The sequence below is a fragment of the Falsiporphyromonas endometrii genome, assembly GCF_042654485.1.
Lineage (GTDB): Bacteria > Bacteroidota > Bacteroidia > Bacteroidales > Porphyromonadaceae > Porphyromonas > Porphyromonas endometrii.
Map to the genome: position 1 here is coordinate 1 of NZ_JBHSGO010000024.1, position 18,983 is coordinate 18,983.

Genomic DNA, 18,983 nt, shown 5'->3' on the forward strand with positions numbered 1-18,983 from the left:
CCGTTTTGCTTGATCAGATCGACGAATCCGTTGCCCAAGAAAATGCTTTGCAAGAGGGAGAAGTCGAGTTCACACCCGAGATGGTTCGACATATCGCATCGGAACTGAAGAATTCGCTCGAGACGAGACCTGCACCCGCGACCAAAGAGGATAAAGCCCGGATGCGGCAGAAGAAAAGACAGGTAAAAGACCTGGAGGAGCACAGTCGCAAATTGCAGGAATATGACTCTCGCTTAGCTGCCATGGGGGAAAGAAACTCCATGTCCAAAACAGATCCGGATGCCACATTCATGCGCATGAAAGAGGATGCCATGAACAACGGTCAGACCAAACCCGGCTACAATCTGCAGATAGCGACCGAGAATCAGTTTATCACCCACTTCGATTTCTTTCACAATCCCACCGATACGCTCACCTTGATTCCTTTCCTTGATGGCTCTTTTTCAAGATTTCGTTTTCATCCTTCCACCGTTGTTGCAGATTCGGGCTATGGTTCCGAGGAGAATTATGATTACATGCATCAGGCGGATATAGAGGCCTATGTCAAGTATAATCGTTTTCATATCGAACAGAGACCTCGTTATCGTCCCAATCCGTTCAGTGGCGAAAACTTTTATTACAATGAGGCTCAAGACTATTACGTCTGTCCCATGGGGCAGCATCTTGAGCGTATAGGAACCCGGCACAAGAAAAGTCAAAGCGGTCACCTCTTAACCTACGCCGTATATCGTGCCCAAAGATGCGAAGGTTGTCCGCTGAGAGGATTGTGCTATCGATCCAAGCAACCTTGTCGGACGATTCTGATGGATCACAAACTGATGCATTACAAGCAAAGAGCAAGAGAGAGACTGACATCGCCCGAGGGGATCAGACATCGGGGCCGACGATGCATCGAACCCGAAGCGGTCTTTGGGCAGATCAAAGCCAATATGCATTACAGACGCTTTCGACATTTTGGTAAAGACATGATTACAATGGACTTTACCTTCCTTGCCATGGCCTTTAACATCAAGAAAATGGCTGCAAAGAGGCTGAAAACCAAGAAAAACGGAGGAAATTCGCCGGATAATACGCCATATAGGGCCTATTTATCTGTTTTAGGAGTTCCTGTGAGTCCAATGGTAGCTCCCATCCAAAAATTGGCTGCTTAAATTCAAAAAATGAGAGGTTGCTAAAAAAATAGAGGCTGAATCATTACGAATAATGACACAGCCCCTTTTTATTCAAAGTTTCATATGTATCCATCTACTAAGAGCCCCGTCGGTGATGTTAGGACTTAAAATATTCATATATGAATAGAGGAAAAGAATTGAGGATACCTATTGTCCCGTCTTTATTGTACTTTTCTATCTGGGCCTCAAAAATCTTGCTTTGTCCTATCGCCTCTTTGTTTATCGGTGGTGCTATTATGTCATTGCAAAGAAAGTTGGCTTTAGTGACATTCTGCTCTTTCAAATATTCCCAATTCTTTCGCAATACTTTTATATCCAATTTCTTGTCTATTAGCAGACCATAATAGCCATGATAATCAGTAAATTGATCGGCTATTTTTTTAAACTTCCCATGACAATCTGAGAGCGTTACCCGGTAAGTGAAGAAGTCTTTGTCGGGCATCTTCTTGGTGAATTTGAGCGATTCGACCATTGGATAATTGATATAAAGCTTACCCATATTAGTCTCTTCATCAAAGAATCGGAGCATTGCCTGTATCTTTTGGTTGTCTTCCTCGATAACTTCTTTGATATTTCTATTAGGTTGTCGCTTTAGTATATGGAATACATGCTGGAAGTCGTAGTCAAAGAAGAGAAAGATCTGATCAATATCTGAGGTTGTTTCGAGTTTTGCCAAATCACTATCGGGGTATAGGTCTCGCAAGAGGGAGATGATATCAGTGGCTCCTTCTATATCCTCGAAGTCTGCATATTCTCTACAAATGCGGTCATATAGGGCATAGATATTGCTGTTGAAAATATAAATAACCTCTTCATTGCCATGTGCAAAATACAAAGACTTGATGGTCTCGTATATTTTGGGCTCTGCTTTGGCGCCTTCAAATACGAATAATATCACGACTTGAATGCACCTCCTCTATAAAGTTTCTCAATGTTATGTCCGAAGCGCAGCTCCTTTTCTGTGCAATTTATCAGAGATTTGATTTGATTGTTGTTTAAGATAAAGTTGCAATCAGGTCGCAACAAATCATTGGTCATCAAATAGGTATTGTGAGATGAGAGGAATACTTGACAATCTTGGGCAAACAATCGTTTGCATACTTCAAAGGATAGCTTGAAATGATAGAAAGCATCAAACTCATCAACAAATACGAAAGAGGCTTTGTCAAGAAGCGTTAGCCAAAAATAGATGAGAATTAGAGACTGTGTGCCTGTAGAAATAATTTGGGAGAAGGGTATTTGTGCTGCTTCTATTTTGCAGTATAGCTGTTTGTCTCCGGCTTTAGGAGTCACAAAATCAAATCTTTGATCACTAACTTTTGCAATGAAATCTTGGAAGTCGTCAGTGAGTTTATGCTCAATGATATATTGTTCCATTTGAGTAGCTCCTGATTCTAAACCAATGTATTCATCGGCTTTCAAACTTCTAAACCATAGCATTGAGTTGACAAAGTTTTGCAGTTTGATGAGATAGTGCTGATTGCTCAAGGGAAAAGAGCTGAGCAGTAGATTAACGATCGAAAGGTTATTGGCACTATTCATGATACCCTCTTTTGAGTTGTCACTCATAGCAAACTCATTTATTATCCGAAACTCATCACTTGTCTTCTTAAAGACCTCCTGATTATTTATTAGCAGTTGCTCATCACAAAGATTGCCCTTTGCATCTTTTGAATACATGTAACCCACCTCATCAGATCCAAACTGAAACAGATATTCAAACTTTACCTGTTCCTCGGGATTACCGGCATACACAAAGTTTTGGTAATAGTCGGCTTGCTTCATCTTCTGGCTAAGATGATTCTCTATATCGAAGATGGCCAATGAGAAATTAGACTTTCCTGCTCCATTCGGGCCATAGATGATACCATTGTTGATAATACCATCTTTGACAGCCTTTTTGTTGAACTCATAATTGCTCGGATGAGAGAGATCCCACTCGATTTTGTCCTTAAAGCCACGAAAGTTTGTTACGGCAAATTTCTTAAGCATACCTACAGTCAATTAGTTATATGCAAAGATAAACATTTTGGTATAACGCCGTAAGAAAATTACGGAGCATGCCAACCTTTACCTTCATTTCCTATTATCTTTCGTCTGTCTTTTGCTTTTTCTTGGTTGGGGTTTTGAGGTTACTCTATATCTATGCCTCCTTTTAGGACAAATTCTCTTAGTAGGAGGGATGCGTCTCTTGCCACTTTGAAGGGTGGTATTTTCTTGCCTGTTATTTTTTCGAAGTATTGCTTTGCTTTGTCTCTGTCTATTGTCTTTTGGAGGTTTGTAAATCTGCTGTACTCGTCGAGGTTGTCTTCTGTGACGTGAGCGAGGAGTATCTTTTGCAGCATTTCTTTGTCTACCCCCAATGCTTCGTTGATTTTTTCGATTTGGTTTGCTTTGTTTTTGAGCTGATATTCGGTGATGTATTCTCTGAAGGACTTCCCTTTTTGTATCACCACATTTCCACTCTCTATGTCGTGTAGGAAGATATTGGCAAACTTTTGCTCTTCATTGCTAAGATAAGAGAATGAGCTATGCAGTTCGTTGAGGCTTTCTTTTAGCTCTTGTGGTGATATATTGGGCTGCTCCAGATTGCGAAGATACTTTTCGAACCTCGAATTCATATAGTCATTGTCAATCTTATCCGTATCTATCTCGGTCAAATATCCATCTATGTCGTAGGCTATATCTTCGTTTGGTGTCAAGCTTTGAGGTGCCAGCTCCTTGTATCTCTGAGCCATCTTAAGGTAATCGGGCTCTTCGAAATCTACTCGGATAACCTTGGGCGTCTCTTTGTCGTTGGGAAGGTCCAATTTTAGATAGTCCATTTCTGTTTCATATTGGGAAGCTGTGGTAAGGTCGCACTCTTCTTGCTGATCGTTGAGGCCTTGGTTGTCCAATATGATTTTGTCATCGCTATCGAAGGAATATTCTTGCTGTTGCCAATTGAATCCTTGTACTCTTGCCGCCTCGAGATGCTTGTTGAGCTTTCGGAATAGCTTGGCAAACTCCCCTTTCTCTGTGGGGTCGTCCGGCAATCTGTCCATATTGGGTATGCGTGCATGCTCAAACAGCTCTTCGATCTCCCTTTTGTATTGCTGTATCTTTTTGATGTTTTGGGGAAGTCTTTCGACAAACATATCCACTTTGCGGTCTCCCGAATAGTATTTGATGGCCGCCTCAATGTTTTTCTCCATAGTATGTGGCTTGCGGTAATACCTGATGACGCCAAAAGGTTTGTCCGGTCCGAAGAGTCTGTTGGTTCTTGAGAAGGCCTGAATAATGTTTTCGTATCTCAATATCTTGTCCAGATAGAGTGTATTGACCCATTTGGAGTCGAAGCCTGTGAGCATCTGATCCACTACGATAAGCAGGTCGAGCTGCTCCTCTTTTTGATATTCTATCCTTTCGTAAGGCTTTTTGTGTGAGAGCCTTGAAGAGATGTCTTTCTTAAACTTGTCGTGCGTAGGGATATCGAAGCTTTTGTCGTACCGCTCATTGTAGTCCTGTATGATTTCGAGCAGTCCGTTCTCTTTGTAGAGAGCCCCTTTGCCTTTGTCTTGCTCCTCATTGCCATTGTTGTCTATGTTGGAGTCGAAGAGGGCCGTCACCTTCAGTTGGGGATACTTCTCTTTGATAAGGCGGTAATATTTGATGGCTTCGGGGATCGAAGCGGTGGCAAAGATGGCATGAAACTTCCCCGCCATGCTAAGGGTCATCCAGTTGTCGAGGATATCTTTTGCCACCATCTCGCGATGTTCGGGCCTATCGTACTGTACCATCTTGATTTCATCTTCGATACCTCTCTGATAATTGCCCTCATCGTCTTTGATGCCCGCCATCGGTACGAGCGTCATATACTTTTGATAGATCTTCCTCTTCGAATGGTCCCGAAGAGCCTCCTCCACGGTATCTGCTTTGGCCTTTTCGAGGGCCACCGCTTGGCGAAGGTCTCTGTCTTTGTAGGTGAGACATTTGTAAGGGTCGAAGCCGAGCACATTGCCATCTCTGATACCGTCGGCAATGCTGTATCGGTGCAGCTCCTCTCCGAAGATGGTCGAAGTGGTCGAATCTTTCTTCTTATTTTCGTCGTAGATAGGTGTGCCGGTGAAGCCAAAAAAGACCGCATCGGGGAAGGTATTTTTGATGTTGATAAGCATATCTCCGAAGGTGCTTCGGTGGCACTCATCGACGATGAAGACGATACGCTTTTTGCGCATAGACTCTATATCCGATTTGTTGAGCCCTCCCTCATCTTCTTCGATACGGCTCATTTTCTGAATAGAGGTTACAATCAGGGTGTCCGAGGGGTTGGTGCTTTTGAGCTTGGTGATAAGCTGATGGGTGTTTTCGGTTGCCTGCACATCGTCACATTCATCTGCAAAGGCTCTGTATTCGTATAGCGATTGTGTGCCAAGCTCTACACGGTCCATCAAGAAGACCACCTTGTCGGCATCTTTGGAGTTGGCAATGAGTTGTGCCGACTTGAAGCTTGTCATCGTCTTGCCGCTGCCGGTGGTATGCCAGACATAGCCCCCTAATTGGTGCAATGGGTCGGCGCCTTTGTTTTCCCAGTCGATCTTAGAAACGGTGTCGGAGATCTTGTTGGCAGCATAGTATTGGTAGCTGCGCATCACTTTGAGGATGCCGTCCGAATCGTCTGCCACCGTATAAAAGCCAATCAGCTGATGTGCCATGGGGATATGCAGAAGGCTCGACACAATCTCTTTCCAATCATAGATAGGAAGGTTGTTGAAGTTGGCCCAATGGAAGTAGAAGTCTTTGTTGAAGCGACCACCCGGACCCGGATTGGCAAAGTAGACACAGTCTTCAGGGGTCATCGCCACAAAGACCTGAACAAGCGAGAAGAGACCGCTAAAGACCCCTTCGTGGGCATATTTCTCTATCTGGTTGTAGGCTTGACTGACAGGAATACCACTCTTTTTGAGCTCAATATGGATGACGGGCATACCATTGATAAGAAGCATCAGATCGCCACGACGGCTGTTGAGCATATCGTTATGGCCTTTGAAGATAGGTTGCTGAGCGATCTGATAGCGACTCTGACCGGCGGCAATCTCCATGCGGTCGTAGATCTTTAGACTTACCTCTTTGCCGTAGTGAAGCTTGTCATCTGCATTGTCACGGGTAATAGAGACTGTTTTGCCATTGATAAAGCCATTAAGCTTAAGAGGGGTCTTGAGTTGTGCTATCTGCTCAAGGATCTGAGCCATCTCACTATCCGTAAGAGGGCAATCGTTGAGACGATCGATGTCGCGGTTGTTGTCGAAGAGAATATCTGCCCAGTTGCGAAGAAGCTGAGACTCCGTATAATTCGTAAGTACGGTAGTATGCCAACCATTATGCTGAAGAGCATCTATTACAGCAGACTCAAACTGTGATTCCTTGTCAAATGTCATAGAGAATGAGAAATAAATAGATAATATCTGTTACAAAGTTACTACAAAAAAGTGGAATACGGAAGAATGAAGTAATAGAATTGATTTACAGAGGTTTCATTTAAGCTGCCGATTCTCTCCAACGCCACCACAATCCTTGCAAAAGCCAAATCAAGACGTCGCTACGTTACTTGTTCGTAACCACACCATATAAGTGACGAAATGGGTAAGAATGGTAAAACAAGACATTGTGATATAGTGAGTTACTGACAACTCACGCAATAAATCCGGTTACGGAAAAAGATTGCGCCGTTCCTCCGTGTTTTGCGTACCGACGAAGGATTCTTCACCGACTAATTTTGAACCTAAAAAAATTAAGGACGATGAAGAGTACATTTTCAGTTATCTACTACCTCAAACGTCAGGTAGTGAAAAAGGACGGGACAGTACCCGTCATGGGACGTATCACGGTGGACGGAAGCCAAACACAGTTCAGCTGCAAACTGACCGTCGATCCCAAGCTGTGGGACACCAAAGGAGGACGTGTCACGGGCAGAAGCACGGCTGCACTCGAAACGAACCGTATGCTCGACAAGATGCGCGTACGCATCAACAAGCACTATCAGGAAATCATGGAGCGTGACAACTTCGTCACTGCGGAAAAGGTGAAAAACGCCTTTCTCGGACTGGAACACCGCTACCACACGCTGTTGCAGGTGTTCCGGCAACACAACGAGGACTATGCCAAGCAGGTGGAGGCAGGCATGAAAGCCAAAGGCACGTTTAACAAGTACAAGATCGTTTACAAGCACCTGCAAGAGTTTCTCACCATCCGCTACCATGTGAAGGACATTGCCCTGAAAGAGCTTACACCCGCTTTCATTTCCGATTTTGAAATGTTCCTGCGCACGGACAAACACTGCTGCACCAATACCGTGTGGCTGTATGTCTGCCCGCTTCGGACGATGGTGTTCATCGCCATCAACAATGAGTGGCTCACGCGCGACCCGTTCCGTGAGTATGAAATCAAGAAGGAGGAAACGACCCGCAGCTTTCTGACGAAAGATGAAATCCGCCTGCTGATGGAAGGCAAGCTGAAGAATGCGAAGCAAGAACTGTATCGTGATTTATACCTATTCTGCGCCTTCACGGGCTTGTCGTTCGCCGATATGCGCAACCTGACGGAAGAGAATATCCGCACCTACTTTGATGAACACGAGTGGATAAACATCAACCGCCAGAAGACGGGTGTGGTGTCCAACATCCGTATGCTCGACATAGCGAAGCGCATCATCGACAAATACCGTGGGCTGTGCGGGGACGGCAGGATATTCCCCGTACCCCACTATAACACGTGCCTTGCCGGAATCCGGACCGTCGCCAAGCGTTGCGGTATCACCAAGCATATTACATGGCATCAAAGCCGCCATACGGCCGCCACGACGGTGTTCCTCTCCAACGGCGTACCTATCGAAACGGTCAGTTCCATGCTGGGACACAAGAGCATAAAGACAACGCAGATATACGCGAAAATAACCAAAGAGAAGCTCAATCAAGACATGGAGAACCTTGCCGCGAGATTGAACCAAATCGAGGAATTTGCAGGTTGCACCATCTAAAAAGAAAAGCCATGAAACGTGACACAATCATCATCGAGGACAAGGCAGTCAGCGTAACCGGTAACGACGTGTGGATGACCGCCACCGAAATAGCCGGATTGTTCCATACGACCGTCCCGGCAGTGAACGCCGCCATCAGAGCCGTCCGCAAGTCGGACGTGCTGAACGACTACGAGGTGTGCCGCTACATGCAGCTTGAAAACGGGCTGCACGCGGACGTGTACGCCCTTGAAATCATCATCCCGGTCGCTTTCAGGGTGAATACCTACAACACCCACCTGTTCCGCACATGGCTGGTGGGAAAGGCACTCTCACAAGAGAAACGGCAGACATACGTGATGTTCATACAGAACGGAAAAGCCGGGTATTGCTGATTGCACATACCCCATAAGACAAGTAAACGGGTAGCACCACAAAAGGTGTCACCCGTTTACTTTTTCATGAAACCGCCTCACTCCAGCGGCTTGCGGTAGTTCGCTTCCAGTACCCCGCGCAGCCCCGTTTCCGGGTAAAGCACCTTCCCTCCCAAAAGTATGAAGGGCAACACGCGGTTGTTGCGGTATTCCTGCAAGGTGCGCCGGCTCACACGGAGCAGTTCCGACACCTCGCCGTCCGTCAGGTAACGTTCCCCGTCCAGCGGAGGACGGTAGCTTTCCAGAAATGCGGACAGCCATTTCGAGCCTTTGCGCATATCCTGCACCACAGAGGCTATCGGCTCGTCTTCCATCGTAAAAACATCGTTGTTCTCGTTCATCATAACTTCGGATTCAGTGGGTGAATAAATCAAATCATCTGCCGTGCGGATAGAGCGTGCCGACAAGCGGTATCAGCCGCTTCACCTCCTCTGGCTTGTAATAGAACCTGCGGTTTATCTGCGAGTAGCCGATAAGCCGCCTGTCACGCAGCGTCTGCAACGTGCGCGGGCTTATTCTCAACTGCCCGCAGACCTCCTCGCCCGTGAGCCATCTTTCCATGCGCCCCGTGTCGCTTTTGCGCCTCAGGGCGGCGACCTTCTCCGAGAGTGCGCCGAATGCCGCCACCATCATCTCGAAAGTCTTTTTCTCGATAGATACTATTTCCATATTCATGTCATTTAGAGTTTGCCGCAAAGGTAACGAAACGGCATACAAGACGTATCGTTTTCCGCTGAAAGGCTGCCTGTTGCGCCGTTTGACCGGGTTACGGAGCCATCTTCCGCAAAAATCTTACGTGAGTCACGTAGTGAGTTGTTAAAGCCCCTTTTGTTTATTGCCGAATTTTGTCGCAGAAACAAAAAGAAAGGACTGAACATGAAAGTGATAACAATGGAAAGTTCCGCCTACAAGGAGATGATGGCGCAGATTGCGAACATCGCAGGGTACATCCGCGAGGCAAGGGACGAGAAGAAACGGAAGCGGGAAACCGAAGACAAGCTGCTTGACACGGCACAGGCGGCGAAGATGCTCAACGTGAGCAAGCGCACCATGCAGCGTATGCGCACCGACCACCGTATCGAGTATGTGGTGGTACGCGGAAGCTGCCGCTACCGCCTTTCCGAGATACTGCGGCTATTGGAGGACAACACAGTAAGGAACGAGGAAGGGACAATAGACACCCTGTTCCACAACCACACGCTGCGCACGGGCGGCAAACCAAAAGGAAGGAGGACATAGGTCATGGAACTGCTCACACGAAACAACTTCGAGGGCTGGATGCAGAAGCTGATGGAACGGCTCGACCGTCAGGACGAACTGCTGCTGGCGATGAAGGCTGAGGGGAAACAGCCCACTATCACGGAAAGCATCCGCCTTTTCGACAATCAGGATTTGTGCATGTTGCTCCAGATAAGCAAACGCACCCTCCAACGCTACCGCAGCGTAGGCGCATTGCCCTACAAGACGCTGGGCAAGAAGACCTATTACAGCGAGGAGGACGTGCTGACATTCCTTTCCAACCATATCAAGGACTTCAAAAAGGAAGATATAGCCTTCTACAAGGCTCGTATCCATAATTTCTTTCATAAATAACCCATTAAAACATTTTTCAGATGGCAAAGAAAAAAGACGAAAAGGACGTGCTGGTAGTCCGTGACGAGAAGACAGGCGAGATCAGCGTGGTAGCCGGGCTGAACGCGGACGGCACACCCAAGCGCACCCCCGCAAAAGCGGAGAACGCGCAGAGTTTCCTGCAATTCGACCGACATGGCGACGTGCTGGACAACTTCTTCAAGAACTTCTTCCGGCAGTGCAAGGAACCCAGCCGCTTCGGTTTCTACCGCATTGCGGCAGACCAAGCTGAAAATCTCTTAGAGGTGATGAAGCAACTGCTGAAAGACCCCGAAGCGAACAAGGAGCTGCTCGCCCCTCACAAGGTGGACACCTCCGACTATGAGAAGAAGGTGCAGGAAGAGATGGCAGCACAACAGACAGAGAAACAAGAACCTCAAAAACAGGAGAACATGGAACAACGGAAAGAACAGCAACAGGACAAATCCGAACAGATGCAGGGCAAACGTGGCTACCAGCCCATCGACGAGAGTAAAATCAACTGGCAGGAGCTGGAGGACAGATGGGGCGTAAAGCGGGACAACCTTGAAAAGTCCGGCGACCTTACGAAGATGCTCAACTATGGCAAGTCCGACTTGGTAAAGGTCAAACCGACCTTCGGCGGCGAATCATTCGAGCTGGACGCCCGCCTCTCCTTCAAGAAGGACGGTGAGGGAAACATCAGCCTCGTGCCGCACTTCATCCGCAAGGAGCAGAAGCTGGATGAGTACAAGGAACACAAATTCTCCGACAATGACCGGAAGAACCTCCGCGAAACGGGCAATCTCGGTAGGGTCGTGGACATTGTGGACAGGGAAACGGGCGAGATCATCCCCTCCTACATCAGCATCGACCGCAAGACGAATGAAATCACGGACATTCCGGCAAGCAGGGTGCGCATCCCGGAGCGCATCGGCAAGACGGAAATCACCACGCAGGAGCGGGACATGCTCCGCGCCGGACTGCCCGTACGCGACAAGCTCATCGAGCGCAACGACGGCAGAAAGTTCGTCACCACCCTGCAAGTGAACGTGGAGCAGCGCGGCGTGGAGTTCGTGCCGGGAACCGGCAAGTCGCCCCGTACCGCACAGACACAGGAAACCAAAGGCGACACATCGAAAAGTCAGGCGCAGGGCGGGGAAAATGCCGCACAGACCAAGAAGGAGCAACGCCGCAACACGTGGACGAACGAGGACGGCAGCATCCGCCCCATCAGCAAATGGAGCGGCGTGAGCTTCACCGACCAGCAGAAAGCCGACTATGTGGCGGGTAAAGCCGTGAAGCTGGAGAACGTGACCGACAAGCAGGGCTTCCATGCCACGATGTATATCAAGTTCAACCCGGAGAAGGGACGCCCGTACCGCTACGACACGAACCCTGACAATGCACAGCAGGTTGCTCCGTCCAACGAGAGCCGCACGCAGGTGGCGGTGAACAACGATGGCAAGACCAACGAGGCTACAAAGAATCTGAGAGAGCCGTTGCAGAAAGGTCAGACCAACCCGAAGGACGCCCGCCAGCAACAGCAGCAGGAGAAGCCGCAGAAGAAAACGGGCAAGGGCATGAAAATGTAATCCCGTGTCCGCCACTGAATCCAAAATAAAATCCAAAGTATCAACAAAAAAGAAGAAGACATGAAGACAATCATTGCAGAAAAGCCCTCCGTGGCACGTGAAATCGCCCGCATCGTGGGCGCGACAAAGAGAGAGGAAGGATATTTCGAGGGAGGCGGTTATGCCGTGACATGGGCATTCGGACACCTCGTTCAGCTTGCCATGCCCGACGGCTACGGCGTGCGCGGATTTGTCCGTGACAACCTCCCGATTATTCCCGACACATTCACGCTCGTCCCCCGTCAGGTCAGGACGGAGAAAGGTTACAAGCCCGACAGCGGCGTGGTGTCGCAGATAAAAGTCATCAAAAGACTGTTCGACACAAGCGAACATATCATCGTGGCGACCGATGCCGGACGCGAGGGAGAGCTTATCTTCCGCTACCTCTACCACTATACGGGTTGCACCACTCCTTTCGTGCGCCTGTGGATCAGCTCTCTCACCGACAAAGCTATCCGCGAGGGACTGCGGAAACTCGAAGACGGCAGCAAATACGACAACCTCTACCTCGCCGCCAAAGCGCGGAGCGAATCCGACTGGCTCGTGGGCATCAACGGCACACAGGCGTTATCCATCGCCGCCGGACACGGCACGTATTCCGTGGGGCGGGTGCAGACACCAACGTTGGCTATGGTATGTGAACGCTACTGGGAGAACCGCCGCTTTACGTCCGAAGCATTCTGGCAGCTCCATATCGCAACGGACGGTTGCGACGGCGAAGTCGTGAAATTCTCATCCTCCGAGAAATGGAAAGAGAAAGAACCGGCGATGGAACTATATAATAAGGTAAAGGCGGCAGGTTGCGCCACTGTCACGAAAGCCGAGCGCAAGGAGAAGACGGAGGAAACTCCCTTGCTCTACGACCTGACCACGCTCCAGAAAGAAGCCAACGCCAAGCACGGCTTCACGGCGGAACAGACGCTTGAAATCGCGCAGAAACTCTACGAAAAGAAGTTGATAACCTATCCGAGAACGGGAAGCCGCTACATCCCCGAAGACGTGTTTGCCGAAATTCCCAAACTGCTCGCTTTCATCGGCACACAGCCCGAATGGAAAGACAAGGTGCGGGCAAAAGCCGCCCCGACACGCCGCAGCGTGGACGACGGCAAGGTGACAGACCACCATGCCCTGCTCGTCACGGGTGAGAAACCGCTCTTCCTCTCCAAAGAGGACAATACCATCTATCAGATGATTGCCGGGCGCATGGTCGAGGCATTCTCTGAGAAATGCGTCAAGGATGTGACCACTGTCACGGCGGAATGTGCCGGAGTGGAGTTTACCGTAAAAGGCAGCGTCGTGAAGCAAACCGGATGGCGTGCCGTCTATGGCGAGGAAAAAGAGGAAATTACCATCCCCGGCTGGCAGGAAGGCGACACGCTGACACCGAAAGGCTCGTCCATTACCGAAGGAAAGACCAAACCCAAGCCGCTGCATACCGAAGCCACCCTGCTCTCGGCAATGGAAACGGCGGGCAAGGAAATTGAGGACGACGCACTGCGGCAGGCGATGAAGGACTGTGGCATCGGTACTCCCGCCACACGCGCCTCCATCATCGAAACGCTTTTCAAGCGCGGTTACATGGAACGCTGCAAGAAGTCGCTTGTTCCCACCGAAAAAGGACTTGCCCTCAATTCCGTCGTCAAGACGATGCGCATCGCCGATGTTGCCATGACGGGCGAATGGGAAAAGGAGCTGGCGCGTATCGAGCGCGGGGAACTGTCCGACGACACCTTCCGCAAGGAGATAGAGGCGTACACACGTGAGATAACCTCCGAACTGATCTCGTGCGACAAGCTCTTCGGCAGCCGTGACTCCGGCTGCGCGTGTCCCAAGTGTGGCACGGGCAGGATGCGGTTCTACGGCAAGGTGGTACGCTGCGACAACACGGAGTGCGGACTGCCCGTGTTCCGGCTGAAAGCGGGACGCACCCTGTCCGACGATGAAATCAAAGACCTGCTCACCGAAGGGCATACCAAGCTGCTCAAAGGGTTCAAGAGCAAACAGGGCAAGAGTTTCGATGCTGTTGTCGCCTTTGACGGGGAATATAACACGACTTTTGTGTTCCCGGAGGCTAAAAAGGACAAGAAATTTTCAGGACGGAAGAAATAGTATTAACTTTGCCACTTGTTCAGAGTAATGAATTGTTCTTCGATACCGGATTACACTCATACTTTGGATTTAGTGGTGGCACTCGGAGGGATACCGAGTGCCTTTTTCTTCCTTTTTCCAACCGATTATCCCGTTAATTATCAATCCGCTAAATCCAAAGTAATGAACAACAAGAAGAAAAACGAGGGTCAGACCGACTTTTCCTATTACGGTCTGTACCTGCTGGACTATCTCCGCACGAACAAGTTTGAACAGGCTGACGACACCGCTTTCATACGGGAACGGGCCGACCGTGCCGCCGAAACGTATGAGAGGGCACGGCTTGAAGGCTATCCCGCCGATGGTGCGCAGGAACTGGCGATGGACACGCTGCTGCGCGGGCTGCATTATTCCCGTTACGCCATCCTCCGCGAAGTCGTGGAAAACGAGTTTGCCGATGAAGTGCCGGAAGAGAAGCGTGAAGCCTTTGTCCTGAAACTGCTGCCGCTTGTCGGCAACGTGTTCTCCGTCTATGACCTCTCGGATGACAATTTCGCCCTGTCTTCCGATTACGACCTGCTCTACACGGAGCTGACGGGAGCAACCGTCCTTTACTTAGACGAATATGGCGTTTAACCGCAAACAGAAACTGCGGGACAACATCGAGGCGATACGGACGGCATTCATCCTTGACAGGGAAAATAGGACAGCGACAACCGAAGAGCGTGCCATACTTCAAAGGTACTGCGGTTTCGGCGGTCTGAAATGTATCCTCAACCCTGCAAAGGAACTGACGGATGCCGTCCGGTGGGCGAAATCCGACCTCGAACTGTTCGCCCCGACGGTGGAGCTGCACAGGCTTATCCGTGAGAACAGCAAGGACGAAACAGAGTACAAGCGGTTTGTGGATTCGCTGAAAGCGTCCGTGCTGACCGCTTTCTACACCCCCAAAGAGATAACCGACACCATCGCGGACGTGCTGGCAGATTACAGCGTCCGCCCCGCCCGTATGCTCGAACCGTCGGCAGGTGTCGGCGTGTTCGTGGATTCCATGCTGCGGCACAGCCCCAATGCGGATGTGATGGCTTTCGAGAAGGATCTGCTCACGGGTACAATCTTGAGGCATCTCTATCCCGACCAGAAAATGCGCACCTGCGGTTTTGAGAAAATCGAAAGACCGTTCAACAATTATTTCGACTTGGCGGTGTCCAACATTCCGTTCGGTGACATTGCCGTGTTCGACGCGGAGTTTCAGCGGAGCGACTCTTTCGGCAGACGCTCCGCCCAGAAAACCATCCACAACTATTTCTTTCTCAAAGGACTGGATGCCGTGCGTGACGGCGGTATCGTGGCGTTCATCACCTCGCAAGGGGTATTGAATAGCACCAAGACCTCCGTGCGTAACGAGCTGTTCAGTCAGGCCAATCTGGTATCCGCGATACGCCTGCCCAACAACCTGTTCACGGACAACGCGGGCACGGAGGTGGGCAGTGACCTGATTGTCCTGCAAAAGAACCTCAGCAAGAAGGAAATGTCGCAGGACGAGCGGCTGATGACCGTGATACAGACGGACACGAAAACCGCCCTGACCGACAACGCCTATTTCATCCACCACCCGGAACGCATCGTGCATACGATGGCGAAACTTGACACAGACCCCTACGGGAAGCCCGCTATGGTTTATCTGCACGAGGGCAAGGCAGCAGGCATCGCCGGGGATTTGCGCCGTATGCTCGACGAGGATTTCCATTACAGGCTTGCCATGCGCTTGTATTCGGGTTCAATCCGGCAGGCAGGAACGGAAGAAAAAGTTGCCGTTCAAAATAAAGTAGAGCGTCCTGCCATAAAATTGGAAACAGTATCCTCGGCGCAGACGGTGGAAACTCCGACAGAAAAGCCGCAACCCGCAGATGAAAAGCCGGAGATAGAACCGCGCCCGCAATATTCCGCAGGCGTGCAGCTCACCCTGCTTGACCTCTGGGGGATGACGGAAGAGGTCAGCCAACCGAAAACCTCCAAAAAGAAAAAGACGGTGAAAAAGGCAGTTACGGCAAAGTCCACTCCGCCCAAACCGAAAGTCACGGTTACACCGACAGCTCCAACTGCAAAACCCGCAATGGAGAATAAGGAGGTGAAAGCGGAGAACACCGCCAAGCCTGCCGACCCGGACGACATCTATGCCACACTGGACTGGGATACCAATCCTCCCATCAACGGTTTCTATGAAATGATGATGGGTTTGACGCCGGAGCGTAGGAAAGAACTTCGGGAACTGGCAAGGCAGCATAACGAGAAACAAGTGGCGGAAAAGACGGAAGTGAAAGCCGTGCCGGAAACTTCCCGTGAGCAGCCACGACAGGAGGAAACACAGCCGGAGGCAGTCGCCGCACCTGCCGTTACAGATACCCCATCGGAAGCGGTGGGGACTTTCCTTTTCCCCGACATCGAAGCGGAAAAGCCGAAGGAGGAAGTCGTGGACCTTTCTCCGCGTGCCTACCACCGCACGCCGGAGATGCACCTGCGCGAAGGGTCGCTGGTGGCTGACCGGGGGCGTCATAACATCGGCTACCTGAAAGACATCACGCCATACGGGGCGACATTCCAGCCGCTCGACCTGAAAGGATACCAGAAGGAAAAGGCGTTGTTGTATGTGTCGCTGCGTGACGCCTACGAGCGTCTGTACCGTTATGAATCGCTCCGGCGCGAGGCAAATGTTCCGTGGCGAGAGCATCTGAATACCTGTTACGATGAGTTTGTCATGCGCTACGGCAACCTCAACGCCAAGCAGAACGTGAAGTTAGTGATGATGGATGCGGGCGGGCGCGACATCCTTTCGCTGGAACGGATGGAAAACGGAAAGTTCGTCAAGGCGGACATCTTCGAGCATCCTGTTTCCTTCGCGGTGGAGAGCCATGCCAACGTAGGCTCTCCCGAAGAAGCCCTGTCTGCGTCGCTCAACAAATATGGTACGGTCAATCTCGACTATATGCGGGAGATAACCGACAGCACGGCGGAGGATTTGCTCACTGCCCTGCAAGGGCGCATCTACTACAATCCGCTCGTGACCGGTTACGAAATCAAAGACCGTTTCATCGCCGGAAATGTCATAGAGAAAGCGGAACGCATAGAGGCATGGATGGGTGACAATCCCGAAAATGAGCGTATGCCGGAGGTGAAGCAGGCGTTGGAGGCTCTGAAAGATGCCGAGCCGCAGCGCATCGCCTTCGAGGATCTGGACTTCAATTTCGGGGAACGCTGGATTCCGACGGGTGTCTATGCCGCCTACATGAGCCGGCTGTTCGACACGGAGGTGAAAATCGCCTATTCCGCAAGCATGGACGAGTTTTCGGTGGTGTGCGGCTACCGCACCATGAAAATCACGGACGAGTTTCTGGTGAAGGGGTATTACCGGAACTATGACGGTATGCACCTCCTAAAACACGCCCTGCACAACACCTGCCCTGACATGATGAAGTCCATCGGCAAGGACGAGCATGGCAACGACATCAAGATGCGCGACAGCGAGGGAATACAACTCGCCAACGCCAAGATTGACGAGATACGAAACGGCTTCTCCGAATGGCTCGAAGAGCAGTCGCCGCAGTTCAAGGAGCGGCTTGTGACGATGTATAACCGCAAGTTCAACTGTTTCGTGCGCCCGCGCTACGACGGCTCCCATCAGACCTTTCCCGACCTCAACCTGAAAGGGCTGGCAAGCCGGGGTATCAAGAGCGTCTATCCCTCACAGATGGATTGCGTCTGGATGTTGAAACAGAACGGCGGCGGAATTTGCGACCACGAGGTGGGAACCGGTAAGACGCTGATAATGTGCATCGCCGCGCATGAGATGAAGCGTCTGAATTTGGCACACAAGCCGATGATTATCGGGCTGAAAGCCAACGTTGCGGAGATTGCAGCCACCTATCAGGCGGCATATCCCAACGCACGTATTCTGTACGCTTCGGAGAAGGACTTTTCGACCGCCAACCGTGTGCGCTTCTTCAATAATATAAAGAACAACGACTACGATTGCGTCATCATGTCGCACGACCAGTTCGGCAAGATACCGCAGTCGCCGGAATTGCAGCAGCGCATCCTGCAAGCAGAGCTTGACACGGTGGAGGAAAACCTCGAAGTGCTACGGCAGCAGGGAAAGAACGTGTCGCGGGCGATGCTGAAAGGATTGGAGAAGCGCAAGCACAACCTTGAAGCGAAGCTGGAGAAGGTGGAACACGCCATAAAGTCACGCACGGACGACGTGGTGGATTTCAAGCAGATGGGCATCGACCACATCTTCATAGATGAGAGCCACCAGTTCAAGAATCTGACTTTCAACACGCGCCACGACCGTGTGGCGGGATTGGGAAACAGCGAGGGAAGCCAGAAGGCACTTAACATGCTCTTTGCCATACGCACCATACAGGAGCGCACAGGAAAAGACTTGGGTGCGACCTTCCTCTCCGGCACGACTATCAGCAACTCACTGACTGAATTGTACCTGCTGTTCAAGTACCTGCGCCCGAAGGAGCTGGAACGGCAGGACATAAGGTGTTTCGACGCTTGGGCGGCGATATTTGCCAAGAAGACGACGGATTTTGAATTTAACGTGACGAACAATGTGGTCCAGAAGGAGCGTTTCCGCTACTTCATCAAAGTGCCGGAGCTTGCCGCCTTCTATAATGAAATCACGGACTACCGCACGGCGGAGGATGTGGGCGTTGACCGTCCTGCCAAGAACGAGATACTGCACCATATACCGCCCACGCCGGAACAGGAGGACTTCATACAGAAACTGATGCAGTTCGCCAAGACGGGCGATGCCACCTTGTTGGGCAGGCTGCCGCTTTCGGAAACGGAAGAAAAGGCGAAGATGCTCATCGCCACGGACTATGCCCGGAAAATGGCACTCGACATGCGCATGATAGACCCGAATTACGAAGATCATCGGTAGTATCCCAAAAAGTGTGTAAAGGAGGTTTATCTTTGAGTCAAAATTAATCATTTCATTTCATTGTTTTGTTCATCCGTCAGGCGGACATGAAAAACACCGGGGGGATTGGCGTCCGCCCGG

The 18,983-nt window shown here is 50.4% G+C and carries 13 protein-coding genes and 1 pseudogene; 9 read left to right on the forward strand and 5 right to left on the reverse strand.

Features of this window, described 5'->3' with window-relative positions:
• Positions 1-1,151 (forward strand): IS1182 family transposase (locus ACFO3G_RS01240; RefSeq protein ID WP_380077234.1); only part of this gene is annotated, 1,151 nt, incomplete at its 5' end.
• Between the two features lie 118 nt (positions 1,152-1,269).
• On the opposite strand, the gene ACFO3G_RS01245 is transcribed toward ACFO3G_RS01240, so the two are convergent.
• The 3 genes from ACFO3G_RS01245 to ACFO3G_RS01255 all read right to left on the reverse strand — a co-directional run bounded on the left by ACFO3G_RS01245 (position 1,270) and on the right by ACFO3G_RS01255 (position 6,589).
• Complete coding sequence (locus tag ACFO3G_RS01245) at positions 1,270-2,070, reverse strand: hypothetical protein (RefSeq protein WP_380077236.1); 801 nt, start codon at positions 2,068-2,070, stop codon at positions 1,270-1,272.
• Positions 2,067-3,164 carry an AAA family ATPase gene (locus ACFO3G_RS01250; RefSeq protein ID WP_380077238.1) on the reverse strand — a complete coding sequence of 366 codons (1,098 nt, stop codon included), beginning with the start codon at positions 3,162-3,164 and terminating at the stop codon, positions 2,067-2,069. The genes ACFO3G_RS01245 and ACFO3G_RS01250 overlap by 4 nt, the downstream gene beginning before the upstream one ends.
• 140 nt (positions 3,165-3,304) lie before the next feature.
• A complete protein-coding gene (locus ACFO3G_RS01255) occupies positions 3,305-6,589 on the reverse strand; it encodes a type I restriction endonuclease subunit R (RefSeq protein WP_380077240.1) in 3,285 nt (1,094 codons plus the stop codon).
• Between the two features lie 362 nt (positions 6,590-6,951).
• Between ACFO3G_RS01255 and ACFO3G_RS01260 the strand changes: the two genes are divergently transcribed.
• Both ACFO3G_RS01260 and ACFO3G_RS01265 read left to right on the forward strand, forming a co-directional pair.
• Positions 6,952-8,187: a site-specific integrase gene (locus ACFO3G_RS01260; RefSeq protein ID WP_008653387.1), complete on the forward strand. Its 1,236-nt coding sequence runs from the start codon at positions 6,952-6,954 to the stop codon at positions 8,185-8,187.
• Positions 8,188-8,198: 11 nt separating this feature from the next.
• Positions 8,199-8,561, forward strand: a complete 363-nt coding sequence (locus tag ACFO3G_RS01265) for a hypothetical protein (RefSeq protein WP_004291423.1) — start codon at positions 8,199-8,201, stop codon at positions 8,559-8,561.
• Positions 8,562-8,638: 77 nt separating this feature from the next.
• On the opposite strand, the gene ACFO3G_RS01270 is transcribed toward ACFO3G_RS01265, so the two are convergent.
• Positions 8,639-8,944, reverse strand: a complete 306-nt coding sequence (locus ACFO3G_RS01270; protein ID WP_004291424.1) for a helix-turn-helix domain-containing protein — start codon at positions 8,942-8,944, stop codon at positions 8,639-8,641.
• Positions 8,945-8,975: 31 nt separating this feature from the next.
• The gene (locus ACFO3G_RS01275; RefSeq protein ID WP_004291426.1) at positions 8,976-9,275 is read right to left on the reverse strand and encodes a helix-turn-helix domain-containing protein; all 300 of its coding nucleotides are present in this window, start codon (positions 9,273-9,275) and stop codon (positions 8,976-8,978) included.
• A 138-nt stretch (positions 9,276-9,413) separates the two neighbouring features.
• Between ACFO3G_RS01275 and ACFO3G_RS01280 the strand changes: the two genes are divergently transcribed.
• From ACFO3G_RS01280 to ACFO3G_RS01305, 6 genes and pseudogenes are all read left to right on the forward strand, one after another.
• Positions 9,414-9,839: a helix-turn-helix domain-containing protein gene (locus ACFO3G_RS01280; RefSeq protein WP_004291432.1), complete on the forward strand. Its 426-nt coding sequence runs from the start codon at positions 9,414-9,416 to the stop codon at positions 9,837-9,839.
• A gap of 3 nt (positions 9,840-9,842) precedes the next feature.
• Complete coding sequence (locus ACFO3G_RS01285; RefSeq protein WP_004291454.1) at positions 9,843-10,193, forward strand: helix-turn-helix domain-containing protein; 351 nt, start codon at positions 9,843-9,845, stop codon at positions 10,191-10,193.
• Between the two features lie 20 nt (positions 10,194-10,213).
• Positions 10,214-11,785, forward strand: coding sequence for a DUF3945 domain-containing protein (locus tag ACFO3G_RS01290; protein WP_004291455.1), 1,572 nt, complete (start codon positions 10,214-10,216; stop codon positions 11,783-11,785).
• Between the two features lie 60 nt (positions 11,786-11,845).
• Positions 11,846-13,933: a type IA DNA topoisomerase gene (locus ACFO3G_RS01295; protein ID WP_004291456.1), complete on the forward strand. Its 2,088-nt coding sequence runs from the start codon at positions 11,846-11,848 to the stop codon at positions 13,931-13,933.
• A 162-nt stretch (positions 13,934-14,095) separates the two neighbouring features.
• Complete coding sequence (locus ACFO3G_RS01300) at positions 14,096-14,548, forward strand: DUF1896 domain-containing protein (RefSeq protein WP_004304266.1); 453 nt, start codon at positions 14,096-14,098, stop codon at positions 14,546-14,548.
• Positions 14,538-18,857: pseudogene (locus ACFO3G_RS01305) on the forward strand (N-6 DNA methylase); the annotation flags it as partial. The gene ACFO3G_RS01300 and the pseudogene ACFO3G_RS01305, both read left to right, overlap by 11 nt.
• Positions 18,858-18,983 lie beyond the last annotated feature (126 nt).